The sequence below is a fragment of the Marimonas lutisalis genome (assembly GCF_005434965.1).
Taxonomy (GTDB): domain Bacteria; phylum Pseudomonadota; class Alphaproteobacteria; order Rhodobacterales; family Rhodobacteraceae; genus Marimonas_A; species Marimonas_A lutisalis.
Genome location: NZ_SKCI01000004.1, coordinates 64,790 through 87,407 on the forward strand (window position 1 = coordinate 64,790; position 22,618 = coordinate 87,407).

The window sequence follows — 22,618 nt, forward strand, 5'->3', positions numbered from 1 at the left end:
CATCTTGCCGGAAATATCCCGGGGGGCGGTCACAAAACCCCCGGGTTTTGTGACTGGGGGGGCAGCGCCTCTCGAACCCGGGTCAGCGGGTTCGATACGCCCGAATTTGCTCGACCGTGCGGGTAATGAACATCCGCACCCCTTCGCGCCCCATCTCTTCGGTGGCATCCCCCGGCGCGCGCACCGCTCCCGGCTCCACCGCCAGCATCAGCGCCGTGTCGGCCAGCCCGGCATGGGTGCCCGCGTTCGCAAAGCCCTGCTCCTCCAACCACGCCGCAAACACCGCGTGTGAGCCGTAATAGGCATCGGCAAACAGCACCCCGCCGCCCCATTCCTGGTTCAGCCGCTCGGCGACCACGGCCATCGGCTGCTGGTTCCAGCCGCTGTCGCCCAGCAGAACGATGGTCTCGAACCCCGCCAGGCGCAGGCTGCGCGCGGCCCATTCCACGTTGGCGGCAAACAGCTCCGGCGGCACCGTCATGGACCCCGCGAACGGCATATGGCCCGACGGCGGATCAATCCCGCCTTCGGGCACATGCGCGATCACCGGCGCGACGATGGCATCGCCCAGCGCCTCGGCGATCAGCCCGCTCAGCGCCCGCACCCGGATGTTGTGCTTGCCCAGCACCATCGCCGTGCCGTTCTGCTCGGTCCCGCCGGTGGGGATAATCACCGTGCGCGCACCCTCCGCGATGGCCGTAGCCACCTCGGGACTGGTCATGTTCTCAAGGAAAACCTCGGCCCGCAGCGGGGCCGCAACGGCCAGGGCCAGAACAGCCCCGGCCAGGATGCGCGTCACGCTCAGAGCGACGCCTCGAGCTTGGCCACGATCGCGTCGCCCATCTCGCCGGTCGAGACCGGCTGCACGCCTTCCTCGCCCAGCAGGTCCGCCGTGCGCAGACCGTCGGCCAGAACCGCGTTCACCGCCTCTTCCAGGCGCGTCGCCTCCTCGCCCGCATCGAACGAATAGCGCAGCGCCATGGCAAAGCTCAGGATGCAGGCGATCGGGTTCGCCTTGCCCTGGCCCGCGATATCCGGCGCCGAACCGTGCACCGGCTCGTAAAGCGCCTTCGGCCGGCCGTTGGGCATCGGCGCGCCCAGGCTGGCCGAGGGCAACATGCCCAGGCTGCCGGTCAGCATCGCCGCCAGGTCCGACAGCAGATCGCCAAACAGGTTGTCGGTCACGATCACGTCGAACTGCTTGGGCCAGCGCGTCAGCTGCATCGCGCCCGCGTCGGCATACATGTGGCTCAGCTCGACCTCGGGGTAATCCTCGCCCACCTTGGTCACCACTTCGCGCCACAGGATGCCGGATTCCATCACGTTGGCCTTTTCCATCGAGCAGAGCTTCTTGTCGCGCTTCATCGCCAGTTCGAAGGCCGAACGCGCCACCCGGTCGATCTCGCTCTCGGTATAGCGCTGGGTGTTGATACCCACCCGCTCATTGCCTTCCTCGAAGATGCCGCGCGGCTCACCGAAATAAACGCCGCTGGTCAGCTCCCGCACGATCATGATGTCGAGGCCTGCCACCACGTCGCGCTTCAGCGACGAAAAATCGGCCAGCGCGTCGAAACACTGCGCCGGGCGCAGGTTGGCATAAAGGTCCATCTCCTTGCGCAGGCGCAAAAGGCCGCGCTCGGGCTTCACGCTGAAATCCAGGTTGTCGTATTTCGGCCCACCCACGGCGCCCAGCAGAACCGCATCCACCTCCTGCGCCTTTTCCATCGTGTCGTCATGCAGCGGCGTGCCGTGCTTGTCATAGGCCGCGCCACCGACAAGGTCCTCGCTCACGTCGAATTTCAATCCGCGTTTCGCGCCGTACCAGTCGATGATCTTGGCCACCTCGGCCATGACTTCCGGGCCAATGCCGTCACCCGGCAGGATAAGAAGCGAGGGGTTGCTCATGGGGTGTCCCTTGTCCTTGGAAAACGTTGTCACCCGCCTATCGGGAAGCTGCCCGAGGGTCAAGAAACCACAGCGCCCAACCCCTCGGCCAGGATGTCCCAGACACGCTTTATGCGCGGCGTATGGCGCATACCCTGATGCGCGGCCAGCCATACCGGCAGCGGCGGGATGGGAAAACCCAGGTCGATCTCCACCACCTGCGGGTCGTGCGCCGCGACCGCGCGCTGCCCAAAGCCGATACCGCATCCCGCCCGCACCAGCTCCCAGTAAACCGTCTGCATGTCGCACCGCGTCGCGAACCAGTCGCGCGTCGCCTCGAACCCGGCCTCGCGCATGCCCCGCAGGATCAACTCGCTGCGGTCATAGCCCACCAGCTCATGCTCGAAGAGTTCACCTGCACTGCGTGGCGTTCCGCGCCGGTCCAGGTAGCTGCGCGCGGCAAACGCCCCCATCTCCATGTCACCCAGATGCCGCGCCACCACGTCCAGTTGCTCGGGCCGGTACATCCGCACGGCGATATCGGCCTCGCGATAAAGCAGGTTCTCCGTCGCATCGCTAGGCGCCAGTTCCACCTGCACCTCGGGCAGGTCTCGGCGCAGCCGCGCGATGATCGCCGGCAGGTGATACTGCGCCATCATTTCCGAAGTGGTGATCCGCACCGTGCCCGACAATTCGCTGTCATGGCCCGCCGCATAAAGCGCGATATCGCGCACCGCGTCCCGCATCCGCCGCGCCGGTCCAACCAGCGCCTGCCCTTCCTCGGTCAGGTCCAGCCCCCTGGGCTGACGCTGGAACAGCTGTAGGCCCAACTGGTCCTCGATGGCGCGCACCTGCCGGCCCAGCGTCGGCTGGCTCGCCTCCAGCGCCCGCGCCGCCCCGCTCAGCGACCCCACCTCGGCCACAGCGAGGAACGCCTGGACCAGTGACCAATCCAGTTCTGTGATCGTCTTTGCCATTCATTTATGAATACACGACCATCACTTTTCGGCAATTCCAAAATTCTGGTGAATAGCACACTCTGGCGTCAGTTCATCTTTCAGGAGACACGCCATGACACAGACAGCCCTCATTCTCGGCGGCTCGGGCCGTTTCGGCCGCCACATGACCCGGGCCTTCAACGATGCCGGCTGGATCACCCGCCAGTTCGATCGCAAGACCGACAGCCTGATGCAGGCGGGACAAGGCGCCGATGTGATCGTCGCGGGCTGGAACCCGCCCTATCACCACTGGGCCGATCAGGTGCCGCAACTGCATGCCCAGGTGCGCGCCGCCGCGCTGGCGCATGGCGCCACCGTCATCCTGCCCGGCAATGTCTATGTGTTCGGCGCCGACACGCCCGCGCCCTGGGGGGCGGACACGCCACACCGCGCCGCCAACCCGCTGGGCCGGATCCGGCGCGAGATGGAAGAGGCCTACCGCCGCGACGGCGTGCGCACCATCCTTCTGCGCGCGGGCGATTTCATCGACACCGCGCAATCGGGCAACTGGCTTGACCGGATGATGTTGCCCAGCGTGCCCCGGGGCGCGCTCACCTATCCCGGACGCGCCGACATTCCCCATGCCTGGGCCTTCCTGCCGGATCTCGCCCGCGCGGCGGTGATGCTCGCCAATCAGCGCGACCGGCTGGACCGCTTCGCCGATATCCCCTTCCCCGGCTACACCCTGACTGGCCAGCAGATGGCGCAGGTGCTCGGCCTCATCAACGGGCGGGCCATCCGGGTAAAGCCGATGCGCTGGTGGCCGCTGCGCCTCGCGCAGCCCTTGGTGCCGTTCGTCAAGCATCTCTTCGAAATGCGCTACCTCTGGGACACGCCGCACGGCCTCGCTTCCGGCACCTTCGACCGGCTGTTGCCGGGCTTTACTCAAACGCCGGTGAAACAGGCCCTGTCACAGGCGCAGGTCAACCCAGACCAGCCGGTGGCGGCTGGCCCGGGCCGCAAGGTCGCTGCCTGACTGATCCGGGGCGGGCCAGAACACGCCCGCCCCCGTTACCGTCAGATCGGCCGAGGGCAGCACGTAATCCACCCGCAGGTTGCCCGGCGCCCCATCGGGCCAGTCCACCGTATCGAGCGCCGGATCGCCCCTGTGGTCTGCATCCGCCGCCGCCCTTGCCCCCTCGCTCATGGGCTTGGGATCCTGCAACCGGTCATCGGCCAGCAACCCTGTGATCGCGGTCTTGATCCCCTCGCCATCCACCGGGTCCAGGTTGGCATCCCCGATCACCGCCAGCGGCGGCTCCGGCACTTCGCCCAGATGCCCGTCCAGCAGCTTGCGCCACAGCACGATCTCATCATGATTGCGCTTGCCGTTGCGGTCCTCGGGCCCGTCGAACACCGGCGGCGTGGCGTGAAACGCCAGCAGGGTCAGCCACTGCTCGCCCACCTGCACCGGCACCACCCAATGCGCCACGCTCGACAATCGCTGGACTGCAAGCGCCTCGGCCGACGGAAACGGCGCGCCGTCACGCTCGGGCAGCGTGGCCCAAGCCTGCTCGGCCCAGATCAGCCCGCTCAGGTCGCGGACGTCACCAATCGGATAGCGCGACAGCACCGCCATGCCGCCTTCGCCGGCATACCGCCCAAACCCCTGCGCATCGCCCGCGCCGCCGCGCCGCCCGTCGCCATCTAGGTCAAGGCCCGTCGCCATGCCGCTGTTGGGCCGCGCCGTGAACCGGTGCGCAAACCCGTGCCCAGCCGCCTCCAGCCGCGCGTTCAGCGCCGCCAGCGTGCGCTCCTCGTGGTCGAAATCCACGCCGGTCAGAATCAGGATATCCGGCGCCACCCGGGCGATGACGGCGGCCACCGCCTCGGCCTGCGGATCACCTTTCAGGATATCGCGCAGCAGCAGGCCCGGCCCCTTGCGGGACAGTTCGGCATTGAAGGTAGCCAGTCGGATGGTTTCGGCGCAGACGACATGGGTCAGCGCCAGCGCGAAGAACGCGGCGATCAGGCCGTTTGCAGCTGTTTTTCCTCGGCGTCGATTTCGCCCTCGGCGCGGGCCTTGGCATAGGCGCGGGCGCGCTTTTCCTCGATCAGGTCGGCCACCCGGCTCATCGCGATGCCGCGCATGATCATGCTTGCCGGAAGAAATGCCCATGCACTCATCGTCCAGATCAGGGTCTGCGGATTCTCCATCGTAATCGGATCGATCAGGTCCGCGGCGGCCTTCACAACCGCCGGGATCAAGAATGGCAGCAAAATCCCTAACACAATGTTAAGGCCCGCATCGCGCTTGAGCCGTTGCAGCACGTCGCCGCCGCCCGTCGGGTCGAAAAGCGGCAGGTTGACCCAGACGTTAAACGCCCTGCGCCGTGTGGGCCAGCCCAGCAGGCGCACCATGGTCACGAACACGAAGAGCATCAGCAGCGACAGCATATAGGAAATCCCCGCCGCCGTGCGCACCGACGAGATCAGTTCGGGCGCGGCATCCGCGGGCATCATCAGCACCACCAGCCGCACCGGCGAATAGGGAAAATCGATCGCGCTGCCCAGATGCGTGCCGATCCTCGTGAACAGAAGGCCGACGTCGCTGGGCGCCTGCTTGCTGGCGCAGATCACCGACAGGAACACCACCGTCACGAACAGCGCGGCAAAGCGCAGCCGGTTGAACGGCGGCGCAAAGCGGAACTCGATCATGCTGGGATATTCGCTGAAATATTCGACAAAGGTCATCAGGAAGGCGAGGATCGCCACCAACACCACGATCTGCGTCGTGTCCGACGTCACGTCGCTCAGCATAAGCGACGGGGTTGCAATCAGCAACGCCATCAGTGCCGCGCGCACGAACGCACTTGTCAGTCGGGATACCACTGCCCCATTCCCTTCAAACTGGCCGAGTCCGGTACGATGCCGGCCCCTTGTTCCAACTTGACCCCGCGGTTTCCCGCGGTTTGCCTCAATCTTGCCCAATTTTTGCCTTCTTTCGCATTGTGGCTCAAGTCATGGTTAACAAGACTTCAGTTTTCGGGCGATTTGAGGGAGCGAGTGGTGCGCGATTGCATCATTTTTGGTGCAAAAAAATGACGGAGTAGAAGGCCCTACTAGATGTTGTGGAAGCAGGTCCGGCAAGTGCTACTTTCACGCGGAAATGACGCCATTTGGCGTCAGTATCGTCAATCAGACAGAAACAAAAGGACCGCCCAAATTGCGGGCGGTCCCTATGCACTTCGCTAAAGGCTGGTCACACCCAGGGGCGTGCAGCGCTGGCTTTGGCCTCGAACGTGTCGATCGCGCCGACCTTCTCCATGGTCAGCCCGATGTCATCCAACCCGTTCAGCAGGCAATGCTTCTTGAACGGGTCGACCTCGAAGCTGAAGGTCTCGCCATCCGAGGTGGTGACCGTCTGTGCCTCCAGGTCGATTTCCATCCGCGCGTTGGCGCCCTTCTCGGCATCCTTCATCAGCACATCGACCACTTCCTGCGGCATCACGATCGGCAGGATGCCGTTCTTGAAGCAGTTGTTGAAGAAGATGTCGGCAAAGCTGGTCGAAATCACCGCCTTGATGCCGAAATCTGCCAGCGCCCAGGGCGCGTGCTCACGCGAGGACCCACAGCCGAAATTGTCCCCGGCCACCAGGATCTGCGCCTCGCGGTAGGCGGGCTTGTTCAGAACGAAATCGGGGTTCTCGTTGCCCTCGCGGTCATAGCGCATCTCGTCGAACAGGTTCACACCAAGACCCGAGCGCTTGATCGTCTTCAGGAACTGTTTCGGGATGATCATGTCGGTATCGATATTGACCAGCGGCAAAGGCGCCGCGATCCCGCTGAGTTTCTCAAACTTTTCCATCGCGGTCTTCCTTATGCCAGTTCACGTACATCGGTCAGGTGACCGGTCACCGCCGCTGCCGCGGCCATCGCCGGGCTCATCAGGTGGGTGCGCCCCTTATAGCCCTGCCGTCCCTCGAAGTTGCGGTTCGAGGTCGAGGCGCAGCGCTCTTCCGGGGCCAGTTGGTCGGGGTTCATCGCCAGGCACATCGAGCATCCGGCAAGCCGCCATTCGAACCCGGCCTCCTGGAAGATCTCGGCCAGGCCCTCTTCCTCGGCCTGCGCCCGCACCAGGCCCGAGCCGGGCACGATCATCGCGCGCACACCCTCGGCCACGTGCTTGCCCTTGACCACATCGGCCACGGCACGCAGGTCCTCGATCCGGCCATTGGTGCAGGATCCGATAAATACCGCGTCGACCTTGATGTCGGTCAGTTTCTGGCCCGGCGTCAGGCCCATGTAGTCCAGCGCGCGGCGTGCCGCGTCCACCTTCCCGCCCGAGAAGCTCTCGGGGTCCGGCACCACGTCGGTGATCGGCAGAACGTCCTCGGGGCTGGTGCCCCAGGTCACGACCGGGGCGATATCCTCGCCCTTGATGGTCACCACCTTGTCCCAATGCGCGTCGTCATCGGAATAAAGCGTCTTCCACCATTCCATCGCCTGCTCCCACTGCGCGCCCTTCGGCGCGTGCGGGCGGCCCTTGATGTATTCAAAGGTCTTCTCGTCCGGCGCAATGAGGCCAGCGCGCGCGCCGCCCTCGATCGCCATGTTGCAGACGGTCATGCGGCCTTCCATGCTCAGGTCGCGAATGGCCTCGCCGCAATACTCGATCACGTAACCGGTGCCGCCGGCGGTGCCGGTCTTGCCGATCACGCTCAGCGTGATGTCCTTGGCGGTCACGCCCGGGCGCAGCTTGCCGGTGATCTCGACCTTCATGTTCTTCGATTTCTTCTGGATCAGCGTCTGCGTGGCCAGAACGTGCTCAACCTCGGACGTGCCGATACCATGCGCCAGCGCGCCGAATGCGCCATGCGTGGCGGTGTGGCTGTCGCCGCAGACCACGGTCATGCCCGGCAGGGTCCAGCCCTGTTCGGGGCCCACGATATGCACGATGCCCTGGCGCACGTCATCCACCGGGTAGTAGTGAATGCCGAACTCCTTGGCGTTCTTGTCCAGCGCCGCCACCTGGATGCGGCTGTCCTCGGTCATCTGCGCGGGGTCTTCGCGGCCCTCGGTGGTGGGCACGTTGTGGTCCGGCACGGCGATGGTCTTGTCCGGCGCGCGTACGCCGCGCCCGGCCATGCGCAGCCCCTCAAAGGCCTGCGGGCTCGTCACCTCGTGCACGAGGTGACGGTCGATATACAGCAAACAGGTGCCGTCTTCGTCTTCCTGGACGACATGTGCGTCCCAGATCTTGTCATAGAGTGTCTTGGGGGACATCGGTCCTCTCCCTTTGGATGGCATGTTCGGAAATGTCGAAACGGGTGGCTTGCGCCACCTTATAGGCGCGCCAGAACCGACCGGGCCTCGCCGAAAAAGCGCTCGCGCAGGCGGGCACGGTCATCCATGTCGAAAATGCGTTTCATGGACGATCAGATACAGTCTGCGCGGCCCTCTCGCAAGGGGTGGCCCACGCAAAGCGCTTGCCCGCAAGCCCTGCGCCGTGCCAGCATCGCCTGAAAATGGACAGACGATGAGCATCCAGACCCTCCACCCGGCCGCCCAGACCACCGGCACCACGACAGCGCCCTCGGCAGGCCAGGCAACCGGTGATTCTGCCACCTCGGCGGCGGAGACCACGCAACAGGCGCAGGAGATCGCCCTGTCTCTGGCCGACCGGGCGCAGGATTTCCTCACCGGGTTACTGCGTCCCTGGAATGCCTACCAGGTGGGCATCGCGCTTGTGCTGTTCCTTCTGGCCTGGCTTCTGTGCCGCCTGACCGCACCGCGGTTCAAGGAATGGATGCGCACGCGGGAAAACTGGCCCAAGTGGCGCTATCGCTACCTGCTGCTGATCGAACGGCGGCTGCGGCTGATCTATTTCGTCGCGCTGATCTGGCTCACCGTCACGATCATGCGCGGCATCACCTGGCCCGCGCCGCTGAATTTGCATTGGCCCTCGCGGTCCTACCTTCTGGGCATCATCGCCAATCTCGCGCTGGCCTGGCTGGTCATCGCGCTGGCCACCCGCCTCATCAACAACAATTTCCTGCGCATGGTGGTGCGCTATGCCGGCTGGATCTGGGTCACGCTCTCGATCCTCGGCCTGCTTGACGAGGCCCGCGCCCTGCTCGACAGCATCGCGGTCGACCTCGGCAACCTGCACCTGTCGCTCTGGATGCTCATTTCGGCGGTCATCACCCTCGGCATCCTCTTCGCGCTCGCGCGCTTCGTGTCGAAATCCACCGCCTCGGGGATCAAGCGCAACAAGGACATCTCGCCCTCGATGCAGGTGCTGGCGGTCAAGTTCGTCCAGGTCCTGCTCTACGGCGCCGCCGTCTTCATCGGGCTCAAGGCGATCGGCGTCGATCTCACCGGCCTTGCCGTGCTGTCCGGCGCCATCGGCGTGGGCCTCGGCTTCGGCCTGCAAAAGGTCGTCTCCAACCTCGTCTCCGGCGTCATCATCCTCCTCGACAAGTCGATCAAGCCGGGCGACGTGATCTCGCTTGGCGACACCTTCGGCTGGATCGACACGCTGGGCGCGCGCTACACCTCGGTGGTCACCCGCGACGGCAAGGAATTCCTCATCCCGAACGAGGACCTGATCACCGGCCAGGTGGTGAACTGGTCACACACCAACGATTACGTCCGGCTCGACATCTTCTTCGGCACCTCCTATGGCGACGATCCGCACCAGGTGCGCAAACTCGCCATCGACGCCGCGCAGAGCGTTGACCGGGTGCTCAGCTTCAAACCACCGGTCTGCCATATCGTCGGCTTCGGCGACAGCAGCGTCGATTACATCCTGCGCTTCTGGATCTCCGATCCTACCGGCGGGCTCACCAATATCCGCGGCAATGTCTATCTCGCGCTCTGGGATGCGTTCCGGGAAAACGGCATCTCCATCCCCTTCCCTCAGCGCGAAGTGCGCATGCTGGGCGAAAAACCCTGACCGGCAAAGCCCCGCCATGCTTGATCCTGTCATTGAGAATTCACATATGCAGTGCTAATCTGAAAACACGCCCGGCACCGGGGCGCAGGACCGGTGTGCAACAAAGGAGGACAACGTCCTGTCAACGCATGTTGATGCGGCCACGGCCGCGCATAACGCAAACGCCCTGCAAGGCGTCCGCGACGTGACAAGCGAAGAACTGCTTGCCCGCATTCTTGAATCTCTCGAAAGCGACAAGGCCGAGGACATCGTGCAGATTGACCTGCGCGGCAAATCCTCGATCGGCGATTACATGGTCATCTGCTCGGGGCGCTCCTCGCGGCAGGTCACTTCGATCGCCGAGAAACTGGTCGACCGACTGAAGACCGATTTCGGCCGCCTGTCCAAGATCGAGGGCAAGGACACAGGCGATTGGGTGCTGATCGACACGGGCGATATCATCGTCCATGTCTTCCGCCCCGAAGTGCGCGAGTTCTACCAGCTGGAAAAGATGTGGCTGCCCTCCACGGCGGCTGCGCAAAGCCACAGCTAGATGCGCGTACATGTCTGCGCCGTGGGCCGGCTGCGCAAGGGGCCGGAAAAGGCGCTGATCGACGATTACACGACCCGCTTCGACAGGACGGGCCGGGCCTTGGGCCTCGGCCCTCTTACTTTCAGCGAAGTCGAAGACAGGAAGGGCGGCGGCAAGGAGACCGAGGCGACCCTGCTGTCGCGTGCCATTCCGGACGGCGCGGCGCTCATCGCGCTCGACGAACGCGGCAAGCTCCTGTCCTCGCCCGATTTCGCCCAAACCCTGGCCCGCTTCCGCGATGACGGGCGCGGCGACCTCGCCTTCGTGATCGGCGGTGCAGATGGGCTTGCCCCCGATCTGCGCGCCCGCGCCGACCTGTCGCTCAGCTTCGGCGCGATGGTCTGGCCGCACATGCTGGCGCGCGCGATGCTCAGCGAACAGCTCTACCGCGCCGCTTCGATCCTGGCAGGCCTGCCCTATCACCGGGCCTGACGAAACGGTGCGCGATATTCCCGATCGCGGTCGAAGACGTCGGACCTTGGGGGTTTCACCCCCAAATACTCAAAATGCCGCCCTTTCCATCAGCGCCGTCAGCATGGATCAAGCCCCCTTGCCGCCCGAGGGCCCCGGGGTGGGCCACTCTCGATGCCAGCACGGCGGGCCTCTGCCGCCAACGGGCCGGGAGGGGTCCGAGGGCGGCAATCCGCCGGTTGCCCCTTTGCCTCGCAGCGATTAAATGCGGAGCCAAAGCGAAAGGCAGGTCATGAGCATACCGAAACCCGTCGTTCTTTGTATCCTCGATGGCTGGGGCCTGCGCGAGGAGACCACGGCCAACGCCCCGGCGCTGGCCGACACACCGGCCTTCGACCGGCTGATGTCGACCTGTCCGCACAACCAGCTGATCACCCACGGCCCCGATGTGGGCCTGCCCTCGGGCCAGATGGGCAATTCCGAAGTGGGCCATACCAATATCGGCGCCGGCCGCGTGGTGGCGATGGATCTCGGCCAGATCGACCTGGCGATCGAAGACGGATCGTTCTTCGAAAACCCGGCCCTGCTGGCCTTTGTCGACAGGCTGAAAAAGACCGGCGGCACGGCGCATTTGATGGGGCTCGTGTCCGATGGCGGCGTGCATGGCTCGCTCGATCACATGATCGCCTCGGTGCGCACGATCACGGAGGCCGGCGTGCCGGTGGCGATCCACGCCATCACCGATGGGCGCGACGTGGCCCCGAAATCGGCCCTGGGCTATGTCGCCCGGCTGCAGGAGGCGCTGCCCGATACCGCGCGCATCGCCACCCTGACGGGCCGGTATTTCGCCATGGACCGCGACAACCGCTGGGCGCGCGTGGCCGAGGCCTATGGCGCGATGATCCGCGGCGAGGGCCAGTTCCGCACCACCAGCGCCATGGCGGCGATCAACAACGCCTACAACCGGTCAGAGACCGACGAGTTCATCCAGGCCACGGTGATCGGCGACTATGACGGAGCGAAGGACGGCGACGGGCTTTTCTGCCTGAACTTCCGCGCAGACCGCGCCCGCGAAATCCTCGCCGCGATCGGCGAGCCGGGCTTCTGCGCCTTCGACACCGGCGAGCGCCCCAGGCTGGCTGCGCTCCTGGGCATGGTCGAATATTCGGACCTGCACAACGGCTACATGACCACGGTTTTCCCCTCGCGCGAGATCGTGAACACGCTGGGCGCATGGGTGGCCCGGTACGGGCTGCGCCAGTTCCGTCTGGCCGAGACCGAGAAATACCCGCATGTCACGTTCTTCCTGAACGGCGGCCAGGAAGAGCCCTACCCGGGCGAAGACCGCTACATGGCGCCCTCGCCAAAGGTGGCCACCTATGACCTGCAACCCGAGATGAGCGCGGCGGAAGTAACCGACCATTTCGTGCAGGCGATCGAGGATGGCTACGACCTGATCGTCACCAACTACGCCAACCCCGACATGGTGGGCCATACCGGCGACCTGCAGGCCGCGATCAAGGCCTGCGAGGCGGTGGATCGTGGCCTGGCGCGGGTGATGGCCGCGCTGGAACGGAAAGGCGGGGCGATGATCGTTACCGCCGACCATGGCAATTGCGAAATGATGATCGACCCGGAAACCGGCGGGCCGCATACCGCGCATACGCTCAACCCGGTGCCGGTGGCGCTTTTCAATGGCCCTGCGGGCGCGCGGCTGCGCGCTGGCCGGCTGTCGGATCTTGCCCCGACGCTGCTGGAACTGATGGGGCTGGAAAAACCGCCCGAAATGACCGGGGAAAGCCTGCTGGCATGATGCTGCGCGCCGCCCTTTTCGGCCTCGTGCTGGCCACTGCCCCTGCCATGGCGCAAACGGCCGATCCGGCAACGGCCGCCCGCGCCGCGGCCGAGCGGCTCGACCGCGCCACCGCGCAGCTGGACGCGGCAGAGGATGCGCGCAACCGGGTGAAAGCGCTGACCGAAACCATCCGCGCCTTCGAGGACGGGTTGCAGGCGATGCGTGAAGGGCTGCGCCAGGCCTCGATCCGCGAACTGGCGCTCACCCGTGAACTGGCCGCCCGCGAAGACGAGATTGCCCGCCTGCTGGGCGTGCTTCAGACCGTCGGCAAGGCACCGGCTCCCACGCTCCTGCTGCACCCGGCCGGGCCCACCGGCACCGCGCGCTCGGGCATGATCCTGTCGGATGTCACGCCCGCGCTCAACGCCCGCGCCCAGGCCCTGCGCGACAAGCTCGACGAGGTACGCACCCTGCGCCAGCTGCAGGCCAGTGCCGCCGAAACCCTGCGCGACGGGCTGACCGGCGTGCAAAAGGCGCGCACCGCGCTCAGCCAGGCGGTGGCCGACCGCACCGACCTGCCCCGCCGCTTCACCGAAGACCCGATCAGGACCGCGCTGCTCATCGCCTCGGCCGAAACGCTCGAAGGGTTTGCCAGCGGCCTCACCCAGATCGCCGAGAACGAGGCGCAGGGCAGCCTGCCTGACATCTCGCACCGCAGGGGCGAACTGCCCCTGCCGGTGCAGGGACGCGTACTGCGCGCCGCGGGAGAAGCGGATGCCGCCGGCATCACCCGCCCCGGCATCGTGGTGGCCACCCGCCCCCGCGCACTGGTCTCCACCCCCGCCGCCGCCACGATCCGCTACCGGGGCGAGCTGCTCGACTACGGAAACGTGATGATCCTTGAGCCGCAGGCGGGCCTTCTCTTCGTGGTGGCCGGTCTCGATGTGGTCTATGGTGAGGCCGGTCAGGTCCTGCCATCGGGCTCGCCCATCGGCCTGATGGGCGGCGATGATCCCGCCATCGGCACGATTCTGTCACAAAGCAGCGAAGGGGCTGGAACTGACAGGACAGAAACGCTCTATATAGAGGTCAGAGAGGACAACGTGCCAGTCGACCCGGGTTCGTGGTTCCGCACAGATAGGATGGACGACAAATGAAGAAATTCCTGATGGCCGCATCAATCGGCATCCTCGCCGGCGGGTTCGTCACAACCCAGGTGGCCGCGCCCCTGCTGGCGCAGGAAGCCGCGAAAACCTCGAATGTCTATGAACAGCTCGACCTCTTCGGCGACATCTTCGAACGCATCCGCGCGCAATATGTCGAGGAAGTGGACGAGGCCGACCTGATCGAAGCCGCGATCGACGGTATGCTCACCTCGCTCGACCCGCATTCCAGCTACCTGTCGCCCGATGACGCCGCCGCCATGCGCGTGCAGACCCGGGGCGAGTTCGGCGGCCTCGGCATCGAGGTCACCCAGGAAGAGGGCTTCGTCAAGGTCGTCTCTCCGATCGACGGCACGCCCGCCGACGAGGCCGGCATCGAAGCCGGCGATTTCATCACCCATGTCGACGGCGAATCGATCCTCGGGCTGACGCTGGACGAGGCGGTCGAACTGATGCGCGGCCCGGTTGGCAGCGAGATCGTGATCACCATCGCACGCGAAGGCGTGGACGAACCCTTCGACGTGTCGATCATCCGCGACACGATCAAGCTCACTGCCGTGCGCACCCGCACCGAGGGCGAAACCGTGGTGCTGCGCGTGACCACCTTCAATGACCAGACCTTCCCCAACCTCTCCGAAGGCATCGCCAAACAGGTGGAAGAGGCCGGCGGCATCGACAGCGTCAACGGCTTCGTGCTCGACCTGCGCAATAACCCCGGCGGGCTGCTGACCCAGGCAATCAAGGTCTCGGACGCGTTCCTTGAATCGGGCGAAATCGTCTCGACCCGCGGCCGAAACCCCGAAGATGGCGACCGCTACAATGCCACACCCGGCGATCTGGCCCTGGGCAAACCGATCGTGGTGCTGATCAATGGCGGCTCGGCCTCGGCCTCGGAAATCGTCGCCGGCGCGCTGCAGGATCACCGCCGCGCCATCGTCGTCGGCACGAAAAGCTTCGGCAAGGGCTCGGTCCAGACGGTCATGCCGCTGCGTGGCGACGGTGCGATGCGCCTGACAACGGCGCGCTACTACACGCCCTCGGGCCGCTCGATCCAGGCGCTGGGCGTGTCGCCCGACATCGTCGTGGCCCAGCCCCGGCGCAATCCCGACGCGACCGAGGAAGAGGCTGACAGCAACCGACGCACCCGGTCCGAGGCCGACCTGCGCGGGCGCCTGAACAACGACAGCCTCAGCGAAGACGAGATCCGCCAGATCGAGGCAGACCGCGCCAAGGCCGAGGCCGCTGCGAAGCTGCGCGAAGAGGATTACCAGCTGGCCTATGCCATCGACATCCTCAAGGGGCTGAGCGCAATCGGGCCGCGTGACTGACGCGGCCCCGGCCGGAGGGAAGTGATGACGCCGGAAGAAATCGCCGTCCTGCCCTATCGGCGCAACGTGGGCGTGATGCTGGTGAACGAGGCCGGCCACGTCTTCGTCGGCCAGCGCATGGACAGCGAAAGCGCGGCCTGGCAGATGCCCCAGGGCGGGATCGACGCGGGCGAAGACCCCCGCGCCGCCGCCCTGCGCGAACTGCAGGAAGAAACCGGCGTCACCCCCGACCTGGTCACGGTCGAGGCCGAAACCGAGGGCTGGATCCCCTATGACTTGCCCCACGAAATCGTGCCGCGCATCTGGAAAGGCCGCTACAAGGGACAGGAACAGAAATGGTTCCTTCTGCGTTTTCACGGCACGGATGAGCAGGTGCGCATCGACGCCGACGACCACCAGGAGTTTTCCGAATGGCGCTGGCTGGCACCTGACGAGGTGGTGGCCCAGATCGTGCCGTTCAAACGCGCAGTCTATGAGCGCGTGCTGGCGGCCTTCCGGGACAGGCTGTGAAGCCGCGTTTCACCGTGCTGATTCTTGCCGCCGGGGTGCTGGCAGCAACCGAAGCCGCGGCGCTGTCCTGCATGCGCCCGGATGTGCGCCGCAGTTATGCGCAGGCCGAAGCCGCACAGGAGCGCTACAGCATCGTGCGCGGGCGACTTTCGTTTGATACCGCACAGCTGCCACAACCGGACCTGAAGAACCAGCGCGCCCGCACGGTAACGATTCCGGGGCGCCTGTCGGGGCATGGGCTGACCGCCCAAGGCTTTGCCGCGCCCTTCGACCGCGCGATCACGCTGGAGGTCAGCTGCGTCGGAGCCTGGTGCGGTAGCGCCCGGCCCGGACGCGACGTTCTGGCCTTCCTGCGCCGCGATGGCGCGGAATATGCGCTGGAAATCGGGCCCTGCCCGTTCTTCCTCTTCCCCGCCCTCGATACAGCGCAGATCGCGGCGGTGGTGGCTTGCCACGCGGGCGGGCCTTGTGACCCGGACGCACCCCTGCCCGAATAACCCGAACAGCAAAACGCCGGCCCTGCCGTTTTGGCAGGTACCGGACGTTCTCCTCCGGCCCTTCTGACCGGTCCGGGCGGCAGCGCCGGTCGACCCTTCGCCGATGCTTACGCCACCGATTCCCTGCCATCATCATCCCAGATTAACCTTAACGACTGATGAACTTGGCCACCGGATTTCTGCCTGAGCCCGAGGTTTTGCGCCGCGTGTTCCACGCGTCGCGGCGGGGCGGGGCCTCGGCTGGCGCCTCGGCCCCGCCAGGCCATCATCCGCCTGCCTGATCCTCCACCGCGCCGCCGGCCGACAGGTCAGGCCATTGAGTATTTTTACCAAGAAAGAGACATGGGGCTGTCCGAACCTTCGCTCTTTCTTGGTCCAAATACTCAAACTCCGCCCTCTCTACGCGCGCGCCATTTGTCATGGCGCGCCAAGCCCCCCGGCGCACGGGGGTGGGTGGGCGGGCCGTGTGCCGGGGGGCGGCCTACCGCACGCGCGGTTAACTGAAGACACCGTAAAGATTTGCCGCGCTGCGGCGGTGCACGCATGTCAGCCGGAGGACAGCCGCGGATCACCCCCCGGCTTTCGCCGCGCCGCGGCGGCGTTAAGCCGCCGGGACGGTGCGGTTGTGTCTTTGTCATGGCGCGGACTCTCGCAATAAGAACAAAACGTGAATATAATTCCGATTCGCCCATGTTTGCAGAGCTTTGCGCCATATCGAACTTCACGTTCCTCACCGGGGCCTCGCACCCCGAGGAATATATGCACCAGGCCGCGCGCCTGGGCCTGCCTGCGCTTGCCGTGGCGGATGTGAACTCGGTCGCAGGCATCGTCCGCGCCCATACCGCCGCCCGACGTATGGCCGAAGAAATAAAGGAAAAACAAGATTTTGAGGCCAGGTACGGGATCATCGGCCCGCCCGCGCCCACCGATCATCCGGCACCCGCCGCGCCGGTTCTGCCACGTCTGATCCCGGCGGCGACGCTGGAGTTTTCCGAGGGCATGCGCCTGACGGCGCTGCCGGCAAACCGCACCGGCTGGGCCAATCTCTGCCGCCTGCTGACCCGCGGTCGCCTGCGCGCCGAAAAGGGCCATTGCCTGCTGCATCTGCCGGATCTGGCCGAGCATGCGGAGGGGCTGCAATTGTTGCTGCATCCGCCGCGGCCGGACGCACCCGATGATGTTGCAACCCACTGGGAAAAAACGGCAAAAAATCTGTCGAGCCGGTTTCGCCGGCAGATGTTTCTTGTCCTGTCTCCCCGTTACGATGGGGATGACAGGACGCATTTTGCCCGGCTCGCGCGGCTGGCCGAAGCATTGGGGCTGCCCACGATTGCCTCGGCCTGTCCGCTCATGCATCGCGGGCGCAGGCGGCGGCTGGCCGATGTGCTCACCGCCATCCGGTTGAAAACCAGGGTCGATCAACTCGGCCGCGCCGCGCTGGCCAATGCCGAGAGCCGCCTGCGCTCCGGGGAGGAAATGTTGCGGATTTTCAAAGGGTTTGAGGATGCCGTCCAGCGTGCCGGCACGCTGGCCCAAAGCCTCGGCTTCTCGCTGGACGAGCTGCGTTACGAATACCCCTCGGAAGTGGCCGCGGGTGAAACCCCCGCCGCGCGGTTGCGGCAGCTGGCCGAAAAGGGGCTGCGCTGGCGCTATCCAGGCGGCGCGCCGCAAAAGGTCCGTAACATGCTCGAGCATGAGCTGGCGCTGATCGCGCGGCTGAAATACGAGCCATATTTCCTGACCGTGCACGACATCGTGCAGTTCGCCCGCCGCCGCGACATCCTGTGCCAGGGACGCGGGTCAGCGGCCAACTCGATCACCTGCTATTGCCTGGGCGTCACCTCGGTCTCGCCCGAGATCGGCACCATGGTGTTCGAACGCTTCGTCAGCGAGGCGCGCAACGAGCCACCCGATATCGACGTCGACTTCGAACATGAACGCCGCGAGGAAGTGATCCAGCACATCTATGAGCGGTATGGCCGCCACCGCGCCGGCCTCTGCGCCACCGTCGTGCATTACCGGGGCAAACGTGCGATCCGCGAAGTGGGCCGCGCCATGGGGCTGAGCGAGGACACGATATCGGCGCTTTCCTCACAGCTCTGGGGGTTTTTCGCCGCTGGTCATCTTGAACATCAGCGGATGCGCGAGATCGGGCTCGATCCGGCTGACCGGCGGCTGGCGCAATGCATGCAACTGGTGCACGAGATCGAGGGCTTTCCAAGGCATCTGTCGCAGCATGTCGGCGGCTTCATCATCACCGAGGGCCGGCTGGACGAACTGGTGCCCATCGAGAACGCCACGATGGAAGACCGCACGGTAATCTGCTGGGACAAGGACGATATCGACAGCCTCGGCATTCTCAAGGTCGATGTGCTCTCGCTCGGCATGCTCACCTGCATCCGCAAGGCGCTCGACCTGATGCGCATGCATGTTGGCCAGGATCACACGCTGGCCTCGCTGCCGACCGAAGACCCGAAGGTTTATGATATGCTCTGCCGCGCTGACAGCGTCGGCGTCTTCCAAGTGGAATCCCGCGCCCAGATGAACTTTTTGCCGCGCATGCGGCCGCGCAATTTCTATGACTTGGTGATCGAGGTGGCGATCATCCGCCCCGGCCCGATCCAGGGCGACATGGTGCACCCCTTCATCCGACGCCGCAATGGCGAGGAAAAGGTCGAGTTCCCCTCGGACGCGCTGGGAGAGGTTCTGGCCAAGACGCTGGGTGTGCCGCTCTTTCAGGAGCAGGCGATGCAGATCGCGATCATCGGCGCGGGCTTCACGCCCACCGAGGCCGACCGGCTGCGCCGGTCGCTTGCCACTTTCAAGAAACACGGATCGGTCAGCGAGTTTCGCACCCGCTTCATGAAAGGCATGCGTGACAACGGCTATGACGCCGATTTCGCCGATCGCTGTTTCTCCCAGATCGAAGGCTTCGGCTCTTACGGCTTTCCGGAATCTCACGCCGCCAGTTTCGCGCTGCTGGTCTATGCCTCGGCCTGGATCAAGTGCCACCATCCCGGCATCTTCGCCTGTGCGCTGCTGAATTCGCAGCCGATGGGCTTCTACGCGCCGGCCCAGATCATCCGCGATGCACGCGAACACGGGGTCAGCGTGCGGCCAATCTGCATCCAGTCCAGCTTCTGGGACAACGCGATGGAGCCCGATGGCAAGGGCGGGCTGGCGCTGCGGCTGGGCTTTCGCCAGATCAAGGGCCTGCGTGAAGAAGACGCCGGCTGGATCGCCGCCGCCCGCGGCAACGGTTACCGCTCGGTCGAGGATGTCTGGCGCCGCGCGGGGCTGTCGCCCGCCGTGCTGGCGCGGCTGGCCGAGGCCGATGTCTTTGCCGAACTGGGCCTTTCCCGGCGTGAGGCCTTGTGGCAGGCCAAGGCCATCACTGCTGATACGCCGCTGCCGCTGTTCGCCGGTGACATGGATGGTGAAGGAATCGAGGAGCCATCGCCCAACCTGCCCGTGATGCATCTGGGCGAAGAGGTGGTCGAGGATTATGTCGCCACACGCTTTTCGCTGCGTGCGCATCCGCTGGCGTTGTTGCGTCCGCTGCTCAGCCCGCCAAACAAGGCGCCGCACGGTTATTTCGCAGTTGCAGAAAACAATACCCTGCCGTAGGGTTTCTGCATGGCAAGGAAACCAAAGGCCCGGCTCAATCGCGATGACTGGCTTGCCGCCGGTCTGGCCGCGCTGGCCACGGACGGCCCACGGGCACTGCGAGTCGATCCCCTGGCCGAAACGCTGGGCACGACCAAGGGCTCGTTCTACTGGCATTTCAGGGATGTCGGCGATTTCGCCGGCGCGGTTCTGCATACCTGGCAAGATACCGCACTGGCCGCCGTCGCGACGGTCAGCACCGCCTCGGCCCCTCCGGCGGTTCGGTTGCGCGCGCTGATCCAGAACATCGCATCTCCCGATGGGCTAAACCCCGAACCCGCCATTCGCGCCATGGCCCAGACCGATCCGGCACTGGCCGAGGCCGTGCGAGAGGTCGATACTGCCCGGCTCTCCCTGCTGGCAGGGCTCCTCTCGGCCTGCGATGTCACCAATCCTGACCTCGCTCGCGCGCTTTATGCCGCCTCTATCGGGATGGAAGAGCTTTCGACCCGCGACGGGCAACCCAATGCCGAGCCCATCGGCACCCTTCTCGACCTGCTCCTGGCCCTGCGATGAAATACCTGGCCGCCCTGATATTCGCCATCCTTGCCAGCGTCACCGCCGCCTCGCACGGCGATCCGTCGCCCTATGAGCACCCGAATGTCACCTGGATCCTGGTTTCGCTGGATGGCAAACCGTTTCCGGCCAGTGCGACTCTCACCTTTCCTGAAACCGGCCGCATCGCGGGGCAGGCCCCCTGCAACCGGTATTTTGCGGAAATGCGCGCCGAATACCCCTGGTTTAAGGCGGAAAGGATCGGCGCCACGCGCATGGCCTGCCCCGATCTCGACCACGAGACCGCCTATTTCACCGCGCTGTCGGAAATGACGCTGGCCTATGTCGAAGGCGAAGACCTCATCCTGGCCAGCGATGCGGGGCGCGAAATGGTCTTCACCGTGGCACCACGCTCCGGCTGAACCGGTCGACAAAGCGTTGCCGCGCCTCGGGCAGCGGCTTGTGCATTTCCTGCGCCAGCTTTTCGCGCAGGAAATACCCTGTCAGTTCAAATCCCTGTAGTATCTGCTCATCTGGCGCCCCACCGCGCCCCAGCAGGCATTCCGGCAAGGGCAACAAGCGGTCCAGCCATTCACCCGCCCCTTCGCGCGATACCGCCCGCCCGGTGCGGGGCGAAACGAACTCCAAACCCTCCGTTGCCCCCGTCACGGCGCAGGCCGAGAAATCCAGGCCAAAGCCCACCTCCTCCAGCAGGGCCATCTCCCACCGCAGATAGGCCAGCGGCCACAGGTCATCCTGCCCCAGCAAGTCCATCAATTGCTCGGTCCGTCGGTAAAGGCCGCGATGTGCCTCGCGCTCGGGCAGACAAAACAGCAAGAGCCCCGAAACCGCGTTCAGCCCCGCCAGCGCCAGGCGCGAACCCATCACCGCCGCCGCGCGCGAGCGCAGCGGCTCGACCGTGAAGCTGCCGATATGATCTTCCAACCGCGCGCGCCACGTCACGTCAAGCTGCGCGCCGGGCTGCAAAATGGGCGCGATCTTGCGGCTGGTGCCACCGCGCACCACGCCAGCATGACGGCCATGCTCCTCGGTGAACATGTCGATGATGGCGCTGGTCTCGCCATGCCGCCGCACGTTCAGCAATATGCCCTGATCCCGCCACTCCATGCGCGCAAGCCTAGCGCCGGCACATCGGGGGGAACATCACTTTTTCACCACACCCTCAGCAATCCACCGGTCGACGATTTCCAGCGCCTTTTCGCTGAAGGCCGCGTCATTGATATGACTGTCCAGCGCATGCAGCGTCACGTTTGCGGGCACGCAGGATCGCACCTCGGCGCAGAAGGCCGCCAGCCCTTCGGCATCATGCAGATCGGCGCCCTCGCGGTCCCATTCGTTACAGCCTTGCAGCGGCAACAGGAACTCGACCGGACCATTCGCGCCCGAGAGTTTCTCACACATCAGCCGCGCCACTTCGCGGCGCTCCTCGGTGTCCAGAACGGCCGAAGTCAGCAACCGGTTATGCGCGTGCGTCGGTCGATCGCGCAGGCGTTCGGGCGGGTCCATCCAGCCCACGAAATCCACCAGGTCATAACACCCCGGCGCCACCAGCTGCGGAATACCCTTGCGGCCCGCATTCGTCATCCGGTCCGGCCCGGCCGTGATGCCCGACCCGAAGTGATGGTTCACAATCTCCTGAGGCGCGAAATCCAGGACGCAGGCAAAGGCCCCTCCCGCCACCAGCCCCTCGAAGGCCCGCCCGCCCATGCCGGTGGCATGAAATACTGCCACTTCAAAACCCCGCGCCTCAAGTGCGGGTTTCAGGCTGACCATGTAGCGCAGAACCGTCTTGCCGAAACTGGTCATGCCGATCAACGGCTTTTCGAAGGTGGGCTTCTCCACCGACCGCGCGGATCCCAGCACCGCTCCGGCGGCCTGGCTCAGCGAGGACTTGCAGACCGAATTGAGACCGTAAAGCCCGCCGGCCCACAGGATCATCTGGATGTCGGGCGCCAGCCGCTCGGGCGGCAGCATGTGGGAAAACGACACGGTCGATACCACGTATTTCGGCACGCCCAATGGAAGCGCCGCACAGACGTCCAGCGCCAGGTCGGTGCCCATCGAGCCGCCCAACACGATCACCCCGTCGATCCTGCCCTCGCGGTAAAGCCGCAGGGCCAGCGCCGCGGCGCCCTCGGCCATGATCTGCATGGCGTGGTTTTCGTCCCCGCTGTCGATCGCCGCCCGGATCGAGGATCCCCCCTCTTCGGCCACGTCATGCTTGGAATAGTCGGTGGGCGCGCTCGGATCGCCCAGAACGCTCACGTCCATCGACAAAACCCGCCCGCCCTGCCCGCGAATGCAATCGCACAGGTAGTTCAACTCGTCATCCTTGGTGTCATAGGTGCCCACCACCAGGATCGTCTTGTCATCCGCCATCG

Annotated in this window: 21 protein-coding genes; 12 read left to right on the forward strand and 9 right to left on the reverse strand. The window is 65.4% G+C overall.

From position 1 onward, the window contains the following. Positions 1–82: 82 nt before the first annotated feature. Genes E0501_RS16110 through E0501_RS16120 form a run of 3 tightly spaced genes read right to left on the reverse strand, consistent with a single transcriptional unit; the run spans position 83 to position 2,861 of the window. On the reverse strand, positions 83–799 hold the full coding sequence (locus tag E0501_RS16110; protein ID WP_137702430.1) for a creatininase family protein: 717 nt from the start codon (positions 797–799) through the stop codon (positions 83–85). A gap of 2 nt (positions 800–801) precedes the next feature. Beyond that, positions 802–1,905 (reverse strand): 3-isopropylmalate dehydrogenase, encoded by a 1,104-nt coding sequence (leuB, locus tag E0501_RS16115; RefSeq protein WP_137702431.1) that lies wholly within the window; start codon positions 1,903–1,905, stop codon positions 802–804. A gap of 59 nt (positions 1,906–1,964) precedes the next feature. Then, positions 1,965–2,861: a LysR family transcriptional regulator gene (locus tag E0501_RS16120; protein ID WP_137702432.1), complete on the reverse strand. Its 897-nt coding sequence runs from the start codon at positions 2,859–2,861 to the stop codon at positions 1,965–1,967. 94 nt (positions 2,862–2,955) lie between these two features. Here E0501_RS16120 and E0501_RS16125 point away from each other — a divergent pair, with 94 nt between their 5' ends. Continuing rightward, entirely contained in the window at positions 2,956–3,858 is a 903-nt protein-coding gene (locus tag E0501_RS16125; RefSeq protein WP_137702433.1) for a Rossmann-fold NAD(P)-binding domain-containing protein, read from the forward strand. On the opposite strand, the gene E0501_RS16130 is transcribed toward E0501_RS16125, so the two are convergent. From E0501_RS16130 to leuC, 4 genes are all read right to left on the reverse strand, one after another. After that, the gene (locus tag E0501_RS16130) at positions 3,793–4,854 is read right to left on the reverse strand and encodes an endonuclease/exonuclease/phosphatase family protein (RefSeq protein WP_328591482.1); all 1,062 of its coding nucleotides are present in this window, start codon (positions 4,852–4,854) and stop codon (positions 3,793–3,795) included. The genes E0501_RS16125 and E0501_RS16130 overlap by 66 nt on opposite strands. Next, on the reverse strand, positions 4,851–5,714 hold the full coding sequence (locus E0501_RS16135; protein ID WP_235857883.1) for a hypothetical protein: 864 nt from the start codon (positions 5,712–5,714) through the stop codon (positions 4,851–4,853). Before E0501_RS16135 ends, E0501_RS16130 begins: the two co-directional genes overlap by 4 nt. Before the next feature lie 370 nt (positions 5,715–6,084). Next, a complete protein-coding gene (gene leuD, locus E0501_RS16140) occupies positions 6,085–6,690 on the reverse strand; it encodes a 3-isopropylmalate dehydratase small subunit (RefSeq protein WP_137702435.1) in 606 nt (201 codons plus the stop codon). 11 nt (positions 6,691–6,701) lie between these two features. Continuing rightward, entirely contained in the window at positions 6,702–8,108 is a 1,407-nt protein-coding gene (gene leuC, locus E0501_RS16145) for a 3-isopropylmalate dehydratase large subunit (protein WP_137702436.1), read from the reverse strand. Between the two features lie 253 nt (positions 8,109–8,361). On the opposite strand from leuC, the gene E0501_RS16150 reads away from it, so the two are divergent. The 11 genes from E0501_RS16150 (at position 8,362) to E0501_RS16200 (ending at position 20,638) form a co-directional block, all read left to right on the forward strand. After that, positions 8,362–9,780, forward strand: coding sequence for a mechanosensitive ion channel family protein (locus E0501_RS16150; RefSeq protein ID WP_137702437.1), 1,419 nt, complete (start codon positions 8,362–8,364; stop codon positions 9,778–9,780). 118 nt (positions 9,781–9,898) lie between these two features. After that, a complete protein-coding gene (gene rsfS, locus E0501_RS16155) occupies positions 9,899–10,312 on the forward strand; it encodes a ribosome silencing factor (protein WP_137702438.1) in 414 nt (137 codons plus the stop codon). Next, the gene (gene rlmH, locus E0501_RS16160; protein WP_137702439.1) at positions 10,313–10,783 is read left to right on the forward strand and encodes a 23S rRNA (pseudouridine(1915)-N(3))-methyltransferase RlmH; all 471 of its coding nucleotides are present in this window, start codon (positions 10,313–10,315) and stop codon (positions 10,781–10,783) included. Between the two features lie 271 nt (positions 10,784–11,054). Continuing rightward, a complete protein-coding gene (gene gpmI, locus E0501_RS16165; RefSeq protein ID WP_137702440.1) occupies positions 11,055–12,575 on the forward strand; it encodes a 2,3-bisphosphoglycerate-independent phosphoglycerate mutase in 1,521 nt (506 codons plus the stop codon). Next, entirely contained in the window at positions 12,575–13,714 is a 1,140-nt protein-coding gene (locus tag E0501_RS16170; protein ID WP_235857904.1) for a murein hydrolase activator EnvC family protein, read from the forward strand. Before gpmI ends, E0501_RS16170 begins: the two co-directional genes overlap by 1 nt. Then, positions 13,711–15,048: a S41 family peptidase gene (locus tag E0501_RS16175; RefSeq protein WP_137702442.1), complete on the forward strand. Its 1,338-nt coding sequence runs from the start codon at positions 13,711–13,713 to the stop codon at positions 15,046–15,048. The genes E0501_RS16170 and E0501_RS16175 overlap by 4 nt, the downstream gene beginning before the upstream one ends. A 24-nt stretch (positions 15,049–15,072) precedes the next feature. Then, positions 15,073–15,558 carry an RNA pyrophosphohydrolase gene (locus E0501_RS16180; RefSeq protein ID WP_137702443.1) on the forward strand — a complete coding sequence of 162 codons (486 nt, stop codon included), beginning with the start codon at positions 15,073–15,075 and terminating at the stop codon, positions 15,556–15,558. Positions 15,559–15,572: 14 nt separating this feature from the next. After that, entirely contained in the window at positions 15,573–16,055 is a 483-nt protein-coding gene (locus tag E0501_RS16185; protein ID WP_137702444.1) for a hypothetical protein, read from the forward strand. Between the two features lie 690 nt (positions 16,056–16,745). Then, positions 16,746–19,682, forward strand: coding sequence for an error-prone DNA polymerase (locus E0501_RS16190; protein WP_137702445.1), 2,937 nt, complete (start codon positions 16,746–16,748; stop codon positions 19,680–19,682). A 9-nt stretch (positions 19,683–19,691) separates the two neighbouring features. Beyond that, positions 19,692–20,237: a TetR/AcrR family transcriptional regulator gene (locus tag E0501_RS16195; protein WP_137702446.1), complete on the forward strand. Its 546-nt coding sequence runs from the start codon at positions 19,692–19,694 to the stop codon at positions 20,235–20,237. Further along, positions 20,234–20,638 (forward strand): META domain-containing protein, encoded by a 405-nt coding sequence (locus E0501_RS16200; protein WP_137702447.1) that lies wholly within the window; start codon positions 20,234–20,236, stop codon positions 20,636–20,638. Before E0501_RS16195 ends, E0501_RS16200 begins: the two co-directional genes overlap by 4 nt. On the opposite strand, the gene recO is transcribed toward E0501_RS16200, so the two are convergent. Further along, positions 20,613–21,344 (reverse strand): DNA repair protein RecO, encoded by a 732-nt coding sequence (gene recO, locus E0501_RS16205; RefSeq protein ID WP_137702448.1) that lies wholly within the window; start codon positions 21,342–21,344, stop codon positions 20,613–20,615. The two genes, E0501_RS16200 and recO, sit on opposite strands and share 26 nt — an antisense overlap. Positions 21,345–21,380: 36 nt before the next feature. Then, positions 21,381–22,616, reverse strand: a complete 1,236-nt coding sequence (locus E0501_RS16210; protein WP_137702449.1) for a Tm-1-like ATP-binding domain-containing protein — start codon at positions 22,614–22,616, stop codon at positions 21,381–21,383. Between the last annotated feature and the right edge of the window lie 2 nt (positions 22,617–22,618).